The 12264-nt window shown below is 72.6% G+C and carries 6 protein-coding genes and 1 pseudogene; 3 read left to right on the top strand and 4 right to left on the bottom strand.

Annotated features, from left to right (window positions below):
• Positions 1 to 2: 2 nt before the first annotated feature.
• Positions 3 to 5207 (bottom strand): annotated as a pseudogene (locus JKJ07_RS38290) (beta-ketoacyl synthase N-terminal-like domain-containing protein); the annotation flags it as partial.
• 295 nt (positions 5208 to 5502) lie between these two features.
• Here JKJ07_RS38290 and JKJ07_RS38295 point away from each other — a divergent pair.
• On the top strand, positions 5503 to 7053 hold the full coding sequence (locus tag JKJ07_RS38295; RefSeq protein ID WP_202996872.1) for a glycosyltransferase family 39 protein: 1551 nt from the start codon (positions 5503 to 5505) through the stop codon (positions 7051 to 7053).
• 29 nt (positions 7054 to 7082) lie between these two features.
• Positions 7083 to 7844, top strand: coding sequence for a thioesterase II family protein (locus tag JKJ07_RS38300; protein ID WP_202996873.1), 762 nt, complete (start codon positions 7083 to 7085; stop codon positions 7842 to 7844).
• 11 nt (positions 7845 to 7855) lie between these two features.
• Here JKJ07_RS38300 and JKJ07_RS38305 read toward each other — a convergent pair whose 3' ends face one another.
• Together JKJ07_RS38305 and JKJ07_RS38310 are read right to left on the bottom strand one after the other, a co-directional pair.
• Positions 7856 to 8983: an SAM-dependent methyltransferase gene (locus JKJ07_RS38305; protein ID WP_202996874.1), complete on the bottom strand. Its 1128-nt coding sequence runs from the start codon at positions 8981 to 8983 to the stop codon at positions 7856 to 7858.
• 99 nt (positions 8984 to 9082) lie between these two features.
• Positions 9083 to 9541 (bottom strand): flagellar basal body-associated FliL family protein, encoded by a 459-nt coding sequence (locus JKJ07_RS38310; protein ID WP_202996875.1) that lies wholly within the window; start codon positions 9539 to 9541, stop codon positions 9083 to 9085.
• Between the two features lie 324 nt (positions 9542 to 9865).
• On the opposite strand from JKJ07_RS38310, the gene JKJ07_RS38315 reads away from it, so the two are divergent.
• A complete protein-coding gene (locus JKJ07_RS38315; RefSeq protein WP_202996876.1) occupies positions 9866 to 10459 on the top strand; it encodes a hypothetical protein in 594 nt (197 codons plus the stop codon).
• On the opposite strand, the gene JKJ07_RS38320 is transcribed toward JKJ07_RS38315, so the two are convergent.
• On the bottom strand, positions 10440 to 11885 hold the full coding sequence (locus tag JKJ07_RS38320) for a sigma-70 family RNA polymerase sigma factor (protein ID WP_202996877.1): 1446 nt from the start codon (positions 11883 to 11885) through the stop codon (positions 10440 to 10442). The genes JKJ07_RS38315 and JKJ07_RS38320 overlap by 20 nt on opposite strands.
• Positions 11886 to 12264: the final 379 nt, after the last annotated feature.

A 12264-nucleotide genomic window follows, 5' to 3' on the forward strand; every position in this document is an offset into this window, starting at 1 on the left:
TCTCAGGTTCGGCCGAACTCGTTCTGGATGATGTCCAAGAGGTCGTCGGCGGAGGCGTGCGCGAGGTCGCCGGCCGCGGTGTCGGTGGTCCGCGAGCTCCAGCGGGACACCAGCGCCTGCAGCCGGTTGCCGATCTCGGCCGCGGCCTCGTCGTCGTCCTCGACCCGGGCCAGGGCGGAGTCGAGAAGGTCGATGTCGGCGAGGGCCTTCGCGCCCGGGGGCAACGCCGTCGCCGGGCCGAGCAGCCGTACGCTCAGGTGGTCGGCCAGCCGGGCGGGGGTGGGATGGTCGAAGATCGCGGTGGCCGGGACGCCGATGCCGGTCACCGCGGTGAGCCGGTTGCGGTATTCCACGGCGGTCAGTGAGTCGAAGCCGAGCTCGCGGAAGGAGCGGCTCGGCCCGACCGGTTCCGACTCCGCGTGCCCGAGCGTCGCCGCCGCGATTTCCCGTACGACGGCCAGGATCCGTTGCTCCTGTTCGGCGCGGTCCTTGCCGGCCAGCCGCGCAGCCAGCCCGCCCGCGTCGGGGTCGGCCCGTCGCGCCGAGCGTGGGAGGACGTCCCTCAGGCCCCGCCGGGTGCTGCGCGATGGGACTGGGCGCGGAACGTTCAGCGGCCGCGATACGAGCGTGGCTACCTCGAGCACCGGCGTGCCGGCGGGGTCGGCGGCGCTGATCGCCAGCGTGTCCGGGGCGACGCGGTGCAGGCGCGCGCGCAGTGACGTCGCGCCGGTGGCATGCAGAGCGACCTGCGACCATGCGGAGGGGGCGACAAGCTCGCGGGTGTCGGTGTCCGGCAGCAGGCTCTCCGCGTGCAGCACAGCGTCCAGCAGCGCGGGGTGCAGGCCCCAGAGGTGCGCGTCGGTGGGGTCCGGCAGGTCGGCCTCGACGAGGACGTCGCCGTCGTGCCGCCACGCCGCGCGCAGACCCTGGAGGCGGGGGCCGTAGTCGTAGCCCCGTTCGGAGAGGCCGGCATAGAACCCGCTCAGATCGATCGGTTCCGCGCCGGCCGGGGGCCAGTCGCCGGGAAGCGGCTCACCGGCGCCGTTCTGCGCAGTCAGGGTCCCGCTCGCGTGCCGGGTCCAGTGGCCGTCCCCGGCACCCGGGCGGGCGTGGATCGTCACCATGCGAGCCTCGGTGGCCGCGTCGCCGGGGCCGACCACGACGCGGATGGCGACCGGGTCGTGGTCGGGAATGATCAGGGGCGCGTCGATCGTCAGTTCCCGCAGCCGCGTGCATCCGAGCTGCCCACCGGCCCACAACGCCAGTTCGACGAACGCCGGGGCCGGCAGCAGCACCGAGCCGCCGATCTCGTGGTCGGCGACCCAGTCGGCGACGTCGTGGGAGAGCACGCCGGTGGCCACGAGCCCGCCTTCGTCGGGCAGGTCGACCACGGCCGCGAGCAGCGGGTGGCCGGCCGGGTCGGCGCCGGCCGCGCTGACGTCGGCGCCGCCGGAGGGCCGCAGCCAGAAGTGCTCGCGCTGGAACGGATACGTCGGGAGCTCGATCCGGCGCGCGCCGGCGTGGAAGCTCGCCCAGTCGACGGGAACGCCACCGGTGTACAGCTCGGCCAGCGCCGCGACCAGGGTCTCGGGCTCGGGGTGGTCGCGCCGGCCGGCCGCGGCGACGGTGACGGTGACGGTGTCGTCGAGCAGGCCGTCGGCCAGGGTGGTGAGCACCCGGTCCGGCCCGAGCTCGAGCACCGCGGTCACGTCCTGTTCGGCCAGGGCCGCGACGCCGTCGGCGAACCGGACCGCGGAGCGGACGTGCTCGACCCAGTGCCCCGGCGATCCGACGTCGGTGATCGCGCCCGTCAGGGTGGACACCACGGGGATGCTCGCCGGCCGGTACGTCAGGGTTTCCGCCACGGCCGCGAACCGGTCGAGCATCGGCTCCATCAGCGGGGAGTGGAAGGCGTGGCTGACCCGCAGCCGCGTGGTGAGCTTCCCGTCGGCGCGAAACCTCTCCCCCAGCGCGTCGACGGCCTCGGCCGCGCCCGAGATGACCACTGAGGACGGCCCGTTGACCGCCGCAATCCCGACGTCCTCGACGCCGGCGATCCGCTCGGTCACGGCCGGCTCGCCGGCCTGCACGGCGAGCATCGCGCCGCCGGCCGGAAGGGCCTGCATCATCCGCGCGCGGGCGGCTACCAGCGCGGCGGCGTCGGCCAGGTCGAGGACGCCGGCGACGTGGGCGGCGGCGATCTCGCCGATCGAGTGCCCCATGACGACGGCGGGCACGACGCCCCACGACTCCACGAGCCGGTAGAGCGCCACCTCGAACGCGAACAGCCCCGGCTGGGTCCAGCCGGTCTCGTCGAGCAGCACGCTGTCCGGGTCGAGCACCACCTCGGCGAGCGGGCCGTCGAGGTGCCGGTCGAGCGCAGCGCAGGCGGCGTCGAAGGCGTGGGCGAAGACGGGGTAGGCGCCGTGCAGCTCGCGGCCCATCCCGGCGCGCTGCGAGCCCTGCCCCGAGAACATCACGGCCAGCCGTGGCTCGGGCACGGCCCGCCCGAGGGCGACCCCCGGCGCGGTGCGGCCCTCGGCGACGCTGCGCAGCCCCGCCGCAAGCGCGGTGACGCTCCGGCCGACCACCACCGCCCGGTCCGGCAGCGCCGAGCGGGTAGTAGCCAGCGAGTAGCCGATGTCGGCGGCGCTGCCGGTCGCCGGGTGCGCGGCGAGCCGTGCGGCCACGGCCCGCAGGGCTTCCTGGCCGCGGCTGGACACCGGCCAAGCCACCACGGGAGCGTCGAAGTCGGCGAGCTCGGTGCCCCACCCGCCGTAGAACACGTCCCAGCGCGGCTCCACTCCGTCGGCCCAGAGCCCGGCCAGCACCGCGATCAGGTCTCGGGGCGAGTTCAGCGTGGCGACCGCGACGGGGTGATCGACGGTGCCGGGCTCAGGGTCGGCCACAGCGACCTCGGGGGCCCTGCGCGTGATGAGCTCGCCGAGCCAGGCGAGTTCGTCCTCGTCGAGCCCCCAGATGCGAGCCGTGGCCTCGGCGACGGCGTCCGGCAGGTCGAAGATCCCGGCGACGTGGTCGGCGACGATCGCGCCCACCCCGGTGCCGGTGACCCGGCCGGGCGTCACACCCCAGCGACGCAGCGTCTCGGCCACGGCGACCTGGTGGGCGAACGTCAGCGCCACCGGGTGGGTCGCCGGCCCGTCCAGATGGGCGGCGAAGTGCCGGCTCGCCTGGGCGTGGGCCCGCGCATAGACCGGGAACGTGTCTCCGAGGCCCGCACCGGGCTCGCCGACCGGCTCGGCGAAGCGCAGCGTGACGGGCGCGTCGCTCACCCGCCCGCGCAGCACCCGGTGGTCGGTGCGGCCCGCCGCGAGCGCCGTCAGCCCCGCCAGCAGGTCGGTGGTGTCACCCGCGAGAATCACGGCGCGTTCGTTGCCGCGCGGGCGGCGCCGCGCGAGCGTGCGCGCGGCGTCGAGCACGGTGATCTCGGGGCGCCCGGTCAGCTCCGCACAAAGCCGCGCCGCGCGGGTGGCGAGCTCGCGGGGCCCGGAAGCCGCGAGCAGCACGGGCAGGACCCCCGCGGGCGCCGGGTCCTCGTCGGCGACGGCAGCTGACTGCTCGTCGGGAGCCTGCTCGAGCACGGCATGGGCGTTGGTGCCGCTGAAACCGAACGAGGAGACCGCGGCGCGGCGAGGACGGCCGGTGTCCGGCCACGGGCGGGCGCTCCGCAGCAACGCGACCCCACCGGCGGCCCAGTCCACGTACGGGGTCGGCTCGTCGACGTGCAAGGTGCGCGGCAGGACCCCCGCACGCATCGCCATCACCATCTTGATGACCCCGGCCACGCCGGCCGCGGCCTGAGTGTGGCCGAGGTTCGACTTGAGCGATCCCAGCCACGCCGGCTCGCCGGTACGATCGCGGCCATAGGTCGCGAGCAGCGCGTTGGCTTCGATCGGGTCGCCAAGAGCGGTCCCGGTGCCGTGGGCCTCGATCGCGTCCACGTCCTCGGGGCCGAGGCCCGCACCGGCCAGGGCCTGCCGGATGACGCGCTGCTGGGCCGGGCCGTTGGGGGCGGTCAGCCCGTTCGACGCACCGTCCTGGTTCACCGCCGAGCCGCGCAGCAGGGCGAGGACCTGGTGACCGTTTCGACGCGCGTCGTCGAGCCGCTCGAGCACCAGCAGCCCGACGCCCTCCGACCACGCGGTGCCGTCGGCGTGGGCGGAGAACGCCTTGCACCGCCCGTCGCGGGCCAGGCCGCCCTGACGGCTGAAGGACACGAATCCCCCGGGACCGGACATGATCGCGACCCCGCCGGCGAGGGCGAGGTCGGCCTCGCCGAGACGCAGGGCCTGGGCGCCGAGGTGCAGCGCGACCAGGGACGCCGAGCAGGCCGAGTCGATGGTCAGGGCCGCGCCCTCGAGTCCCAGGGTGTAGGCGATCCGCCCGGACGCGACGCTGCCCGCGGTGCCGGTGACGAGGTGGCCCTCCAAGCCGTCCTCGGCGGAGGCGAGCTTCGGGCCGTACTCCTGCGCCTCGGCGCCGACCAGGACAGCCGTACGGGTGCCGCGCAGTGCGGTCGCCGCGATGCCGGCCCGCTCCAACGCCTCCCAGGCCACCTCCAGCAGATGACGCTGCTGGGGATCCATCGCCAGCGCCTCACGGGGCGAGATCCCGAAGAAGTCGGCGTCGAAGGCGCCGGCCTCGTCGAGGAAGCCGCCCCGATCGGTGACCGAGGTGCCCGGACGCCGCCCCTGCGGATCGTGAAGGGTGGAGAGGTCCCAGCCGCGGTCGGTGGGAAACCCGGAGACGACCTCACCGCCCTCGGCCACGAGACGCCACAGGTCCTCGGGACTCGCGATCCCGCCCGGAAACCGGCAAGCCATGCCCACGATCGCGACGGGCTCGCCGGCGACGTCGCTCGCTGCGCGGAGGGGGTGCCGTTCGGCGGCTTCGCCGGTGACCGCGGCCAGCAGATGCCGGGCGAGCGCGCGCGGCGACGGGTAGTCGAAGGCCAGGGTCACGGGCAGCTGCAGCCCGGTCGCCTCGACGATCCGCGCGTGCAGCGACACTGCCGCCACGGAGTCGAACCCGGCGTCCTGGAAGGCGAGGTCGGCCGGCACGGACGCGGCGGTGTCCCAACCCAGAGTGGCGGCCACCGCGGTACGCACCGTAGCGAGCAGCTGACGCTCGAGGTCGGGGTGCGCCTGGGCGCCGGTTCCCTCGGCCGCCGCTTCGGTGCTGCTCGTCATCGCGCTCCATTTCGCTGCGTCGAGGGGGCGCTTTCTCCTCCGAGTCGCTTGGGCTCGCTCGCGATCCGTCACGGACTTCTCGATGCTGTCGTGAGCGTAATCAGCGACCGATGGCCCGCCAGCGGCTCACGCCCCTGCACCGGCCCCTACCGGCCCCTGTTTTCCGCCCCCGATCACGGTCGACCCCCTACTCGGGGCCGCACGAACGCCCCTGCCCACTACCGTGGGCCCGAAGTTCTTACGCATCGCGCGGGGACCGGTCGGTGGAACCCCTGAGCCCGTGGAGACCCCCATGAGCACGCAGTCCGGCGCCGGGACCGGCGCCGACGCCAGGATCGAACCGCCCCGCACGTCCACCCCCGACGATCGGCCGGTGGACGTGGCGGCGCTGCCCCCCTTCGCATGGCGGTGGGTCGCCCCGGTCGCGGTGGCGCTCGGGGCCCTCATGCTGGCGACGAGCGGACGCTACGGATACCAGGGCGACGAACTGTATTTCCTCGGCGCGGGGGCGCACCCGGCCTGGGGCTACGCGGACAACCCGCCGCTGATGCCGTGGCTGGCCGCGACTCTTGACGCGCTGTCGGGCGGCTCGCTGGTCGCCTTGCGGGTGCCGTCGGCCCTCATGGCGGCGGGCACCGCCCTGATGATCGCCCTCACGGCCCGCGAGCTCGGCGGCCGGGGCCGGGCCCAGCTGACAGCCGCGCTCGCCTGGGCGGTCACGCCGCTGACGATGTTCGCCGGGCACACCCTCTCGGCCTCGACCGTCGACATCCTCGCCTGGACCACCGTCGTCTGGGTGCTCGTGGCCTGGTGCCGGCGCCGCGACGACCGCCTGCTGGTGCTCGCCGTCGTCGCCTCCGCCGTGGCCATGCAGGCCAAGTATTCGATCGTCTTCCTGTGGGCCGCCGTGGCCCTCGCCGCGCTCGTCGTCGGTCCGCGCCGGCTGCTGGGGCGTCCGGTGCTGCTGATCGGCGGCGTGGTCGTCGCCGCCAGTCTCGTGCCCGGTCTGCTGTGGCAGGCCGCGCACGGCTGGCCGCAGCTCGAGATGACGGGCGTCCTGGCCGCCGAAGGCTACGGACCGGTCAGCTTCTTCGGCACCTTCGTCTACTTCGCCGGCCTGCTGCTGGTCGTCCTGATGGCCGTGGGGCTGTGGTCGCTGTTGCGGTCACCCGAGTACGCGCGCTACCGGTTCCTCGGGTGGAGCGCCGTACTGCTGTTCGTGCTCTTCCTCGTCCAGGACGCGCCGTCGCGCTACGTCGCGGGCATGTTCGGGCTGCTCTGGGCCGTGGGCGCGGTTCGGCTGCAGGACCGGGGCGGTGCGCGCTGGTGGCGCTGGACGGTCAGCTGGCCGGTGTTCGCGGTGATCGGCGCGATCTCCGTCGTCGTCCATCTGCCGGTGCTTCCCGCCGCCCAGGCGATCCCGGCCCCGGGTGCGCCGAACAACCCGCAGGCCGCCGAGACGGTGGGCTGGCCCGAGCTGGTCGCGGCCACCCGAGCCGCCTACGACGCCGTCCCTGAGGCCCAGCGCCCGCACACCGTGATCATCGCCCAGTACTACACCTCCGCGGGCGCGCTCGATCACCTCGGCCCGGCCGCCGGCCTCCCGCCGGTGTACAGCAGCCACCGCGGCTACTGGTACTTCGGCGCACCCCCCGACGACACAACCACCGCCCTGTACGTCGGCACCGACCCCACCGCGATGCGCGCCATCTACAACGACGTCCGCGAGGTCAGCCGCAGCGCACCCGGCCCTGCCACCACCGCCGACATCCCCGTCTATCTGGGCACCGGGGCCCGGCAGAGCTGGTCGGCCGCCTGGCCCACACTCAGGCATCTGCTGTGAGTGGCCGTCACGACAAGTTTGGAGACAGCATGACCGCGTCGTCCCGCACCCTGCACTCGGAGACGGACTTGTGGCTTCGTCGCTACCAGCCGGCTCCGAACGCGACGCACCAGCTGCTGTGCCTGAGCTACGCGGGCGGTTCGGCCAGCTACTTCGTGCCGGTCGCGCGGGCCCTCGCACCGGCGATCGATGTGCTGGCGGTGCAGTATCCGGGCCGCCAGGACCGCTATCGCGAGCCGTGCCTGACCTCGATGGAGGAGCTCGCCGACCGCGTGAGCGAGATCGTGGCCCCGGTGATCGACCGTCCGTTGGCGATCTTCGGGCATTCGATGGGTGCCTCGCTCGGCTACGAGATCGCCCGCCGGCTCACCGGCCGCGGAATCGAGCCCGCGCTGCTTGTCGTGTCCGGTCGTCGCGCCCCCTCGACGGTGCGCGACGAGCGCTTCCACGAGAAGAGCGACGACGAGCTGATCGCCGAGATCGGTCGCCTCGGCGGCACCGAGACCGCCCTGCTCGCCGACCCGGAGGTGCGGGCCATGGTGCTCCCGGCGGTGCGAGCCGATTATCGGGTGGCCGAGCTGTATCGGCACACCCCGGGCCCGGAGCCGCGCTGCCCGGTCCTCGCGCTCGTCGGCGACGCCGACCCCAAGGCCGACATCGACGAGGTGCGCCGCTGGGCCGGCCACTCCACGGGCCCCTTCGAGCTGGAGGTCTTCCCCGGCGGCCACTTCTATCTCAACAAGGCCGTTCCCCAGGTGCTCGAGCACATCCGCTCGCGGCTGGCGGCTTGACGCACCCTGCCTCAGAAAGACTCGGGAAACAGGTATCGGTAGAAGTCGCCGGCCCGGAACGGGGCGTCGTGGTGGGGTGAGTCCCAGCGGAACGCGACCGGCGCCCCCGCACTGCGACGGATCTCGCCGGTGATCCGATAGTCCGGGTGGATGCCGTCGCTGCTGGGCTGCCAGGAGAAGTCGAGCTCGATGCGGTCGCCGGGCCGTACGGGCACGCCCTCGCTGAAGAGCGGGGCGAACACCGGCAGCCAGCTGGTGTACTGCGCGATGGAGTCGATCACCTGGAGCTGCGGTGTCACGGTGAGCCGCAGGCCGAGCGCGAGCCCGTGCACGGCGCCCTCGCGGGTGACCGTGAGGGTGCGGTGATCGCTGCCGCGCTCGTTGTCGACGCCCTGGTAGTCGAGGTATTCGACCTCGCCCCACTCGGAGACGGCGGCGGCCTCGCGCAGTGAGTTCAAGCAGACGCGGACGTCGAAGGGCTTTCCGACAGCGCCGAAGATGTTCTCCACGTAGTGCAGGAGCTGGGCCTCGAAGCCGATCTTGGCGACGTCGACGACTCGCCACAGGTCGACCGCGGCGATCGTCGTGACGCTGTGGTGCGGCACGGCCAGACCGCCGGGCCGCAACAGTCGTCTGCGCACGTCGTCGAGGACGGCGGCGGCGCCCTCGGAACCCCCGATGGTCCCGATGATCTCCGAGATGCTGACGTCGATCGGCTCGGGCAGCTCGAGGGACATCGACTCGCCCTCGACCACCTCGATGACGTCGGCGAACCCCGCCTCGGCAACAGTGCGCCGCGCCTTCTCGGCGGCCTCGGGGATGCGCTCGACGGCATAGACCTTGCGGGCGCCGGCCCGAGCACTGTGGATAGCCCAGACCGCGTCCTGGCCGGTCCCGATGTCGAGCACGGTTTGACCGGGAGCCGCTGCCGCGACCGCACGTTCGTAGGTCTGCGAACGCACCCGGTCATTGAGCATGAACTGGTACGCGGCCTCGTCGTAGACCGGATACTCCCCCGTCGAGGGAATGAACAGGTGGCGGAAGCCGTCGTCGGCGGTCGACGCGCTGCGGACGGGGAGTGGCTCGCCGTCGACGAGGATCCGGGAGATTTGGGGAACCGCGGGGCGCGTGGATCTCACCTTGTCGATCTTACAAGCACACGCCGATGAAAGGCGACGTGCGAAGCGCCGCGAGCTGACCGCCGTCGAGAGGCTCGACGACGGTCAGCTCGGGAACGGTTACTGGGTGACGAACGAGGTGAAGTACATGCCCATCACCATCTTCTTGCCGTCCTCGGTGTACGCCTTCACGATCTTCGCGGTCAGCTCCGACTTGAGCTCCTCGCGGCCCTTCTCGGTCGAGAGGTCGGCCAGCTTCTTGCCGGTGTACTCGTCGATCGCCAGCTCGCGTGCCTCGCTCGTGTCGACCGACTCGGCGCCGGCGTCCGCGGTCTGCTGCAGCGAGAAGTTCAGCTTCAGGTAGTGACCGTCGGCCAGGTTGATGGTCATCGCGTCCTCGAGGGCCACGACGCTGCCCTTGACCGGCGCCGCCTCGGCCTTGTCGCCCTTGAGCATGAAGAAGGCCCCGGCACCGCCACCGCCCAGCAGCACGACCGCGGCCGCCACGATGATCATCAGCATTTTCTTGGACTTCTTGGGGGCGTCGGCGGCGGTAGTGGTCGTCTCGTCCTTGCTCATCGAAAGCTCCTCAGTCGTATGTCGGGCTGCGGCTGATCGGCTCCGCGCCGGCCTCACAGTTGTTATTGGCCGGGGGCTCGATGGTTTGAGCCGCCCCGGCTGCAACTGAGGTTCGACCTGGGTGCAGTTCGTTGTCGGGACCCGAAGCCGACCCACCAGCCCCGCTGAGGAATCAGACAAAACCGCCAAAGCGCTATCGATCGGCCAGGGTCGTGCCGAGGCGCGAGCGACATCGAAGCCGCGACTATCTCGGAGGAACGGCAAGCGGACGACGGGTTGCGGGCGGCGGCAATGATGGCCGGCATGCGACGCATATTGACTGTCATGATTTCGGCGGTGCTGGGCCTGCTGGTCGCCACGGGGCCGGCCGTGGCCCACCCACGAGGGATTCCGGATCGGCTGATGCTGCAACCGGCCGACCTCGGCGGCGCGGTGCCCGGACCGGTCGAGGAGGGGCTGGTGTGGCCGCTGCTGCCCCAGCCCTGCGCGGACCGGCCCATCCCGCAGCCGGTGGCAAGCAGAACACAGGCCGCCGACTACAACACCCGTTACCGCGTCTATCAGAACGTGGCCCGCTTCCGGGGCGACGGCGCCCAGCGCTACCTGACCGAGCTGAAGGCCCAACTGGCCGACTGCGGTGTCGGCGGCGGCGACAACGGCCTCGATCCGGTCGCCGAGGACCACCTCGGGCCGGACACCGTGTTGTTCACCGGCAACTACGACCTGGGCGACCGATGGGTCGCGTACGTGGCGGCGGCGGTGGGCCGCCACGTCGTGGTCATCATGGTGTCCGACTCCTACCTGGGGGCCGGCGACCTGACTCTGGCGAACGGGCTCGCCCAGGGGGCCATGAACCGCCTCCGCCAGGCAGCGGCCGAGTCCGCGGTGCCGTACGGGGTCAGGCCAGCGGGGGCCTGACGAAGAACGAGCTGTCGGCGCGGAACGGTCCGGTGCCGTCGGACTGGTCAACCCAGAGCTGGTCGCCGAGGCGGCGCAGATAGAACCCCCGGTAGTTGTGCGACTCCAGCGAAACGCTGCCGACGGCCGAGCCGGGGCGGCCGCAGAACGTGGCGTCGCCGCGGAACAGGGTAGTCCCCTCGTCCGGGACCAACTGCAGCCGGAACGACGCATGGCGCAGGTAGCGGCCGTCGGGGCTGCGCAACGAGACGCAGGCCGGGTCGGCGAGACCGGTCACCACTCGCAGCGTGGCCCGCTGGCGGTCCTCGGCGGCGCTGGCCGGGCCGATCGGCTCGAGCCCGGCCTCGTATTTGGTCACGGTGACGTACTGCCCCGGAGCGGCGGCCGACTCCAGGGAGACCGATCCGGTCGTCAACGGCAGCGCGGACGTCGCGAATGGCGAGGCGGCCGGGCCGGGGCGGTGCGGCGGGGTGACGGGGCCGGTCGCCCAGCCCGTGGCGGGGACCGTGACGCCTACGGCCAGGACCCCGGCACCGATGGCAGCGGCCAGCGGATGCGCGGCGGCGGCATGCAGGACGCCTCCGGCCCATTGCGCGACGCCTGACGTCACGGCGGGCGTGACTCCCGCGGTCTTGGCCAGGGCGGCACTCGCGAGCGCGATCGGCACGGGGAGCAGCACCAGCGCGGGAAGCAGGCGATCGGCGGGCACCAGTTGCCCGGCGGCGCGGGCACACGCCGGGCAGGACCGGGCGTGCCGACCGATCCGCTTGCGCCAGTACGGGGCCGGGCGCCCGTCCCAGCTGCCGATGACGTCGCCGAGCGCGTCGCAGCCGGGCACCGCCTCCAGCGCCGCGACGATGCCCCGGGCCGCCTCCAGCTGTTCGCGCATGCGCTGGATCCGTACGCCCGCATGGGCCACGCCGAGGCCGAGCCCGGCGGCGACCTCGGCCCGGGTCAGCTCGCCGATCAGCTCGAGCCACCACAGGGCGAACACCGCGCGCTCCGCCGGGCCCATCCACCGGGCGGCCTGGCGGACCTGGCGGCGCTGATCGGCCAGCTCGACCCGCAGCACGGCCGGCCCCTCCACGTCGGCGGCCGCGTCCGGGCGGTCGACGGCCGCGGTCAGCGCGACCGCGCGGCGGGCCGAGAGCCGCTCGCGTGCGGCGTGGGTGCCGACCTCGCGTACGGCGATCATCGTCAGCCAGGAGCGCAAGCTGCCCGGCGACCGCAGATCGCCGAGCTGCCGCAGCACGCGGACCATGACGTTCTGCACCACGTCGTCCACCTGCTCGTCGTCCACCACCGGGCGGACCAGGTGATACACGATCGGCAAGTAGTGGCGGGCCAGCTCGTTCAGCGCCGCCGGGTCGCCGGCCTGGGCCGCCCGGACGACGTCGTCGTACGGGTCGCGTCGAGATTGGACCATCGGGGACCCTCCTTCCGGTGAACGCTCACACCGCTGCCGCGACCGGATCGTAGGAGCGCCAGGCATCAATACTCAAGGCAGGGTGTGGCCGGCGCACCCCCGACTTCGAATGCCCCCGTCCCGTAACGAGTTTTCAGCGGCTTTCTGAAGAGCGATAAAAGATAAACTACAAAACGCACAAAGAATAGCCCTAAAAAATTGTTATGCCTGCCGTTAGCATGCGCTTTGAGCAGCAACAACGCCATTTATAAGGCCGTTTCCCTTGAGCACTCGGAAACGTTCTGGCAACATTGGCCTCCTTGAATTTCTGACCTTGAGTCGATGGCGTGTGAACGCTAACCAAGGTCGATCGAACCCCATCCCCCGGAGGACGTCCGTG

Origin of the sequence: Paractinoplanes lichenicola (assembly GCF_016785085.1) — a bacterium.
In the GTDB taxonomy this organism is placed as follows: domain Bacteria; phylum Actinomycetota; class Actinomycetes; order Mycobacteriales; family Micromonosporaceae; genus Actinoplanes; species Actinoplanes lichenicola.

Bases quoted from the DNA above. Each gene is read 5' to 3' on its own strand.
- JKJ07_RS38315 (WP_202996876.1), top strand. From the start codon at position 9,866: ATGATTTCGGCGGTGCTGGGCCTGCTGGTCGCCACGGGGCCGGCCGTG.
- JKJ07_RS38310 (WP_202996875.1), bottom strand. From the start codon at position 9,541: ATGAGCAAGGACGAGACGACCACTACCGCCGCCGACGCCCCCAAGAAG.
- JKJ07_RS38320 (WP_202996877.1), bottom strand. From the start codon at position 11,885: ATGGTCCAATCTCGACGCGACCCGTACGACGACGTCGTCCGGGCGGCC.
- JKJ07_RS38295 (WP_202996872.1), top strand. From the start codon at position 5,503: ATGAGCACGCAGTCCGGCGCCGGGACCGGCGCCGACGCCAGGATCGAA.
- JKJ07_RS38300 (WP_202996873.1), top strand. From the start codon at position 7,083: ATGACCGCGTCGTCCCGCACCCTGCACTCGGAGACGGACTTGTGGCTT.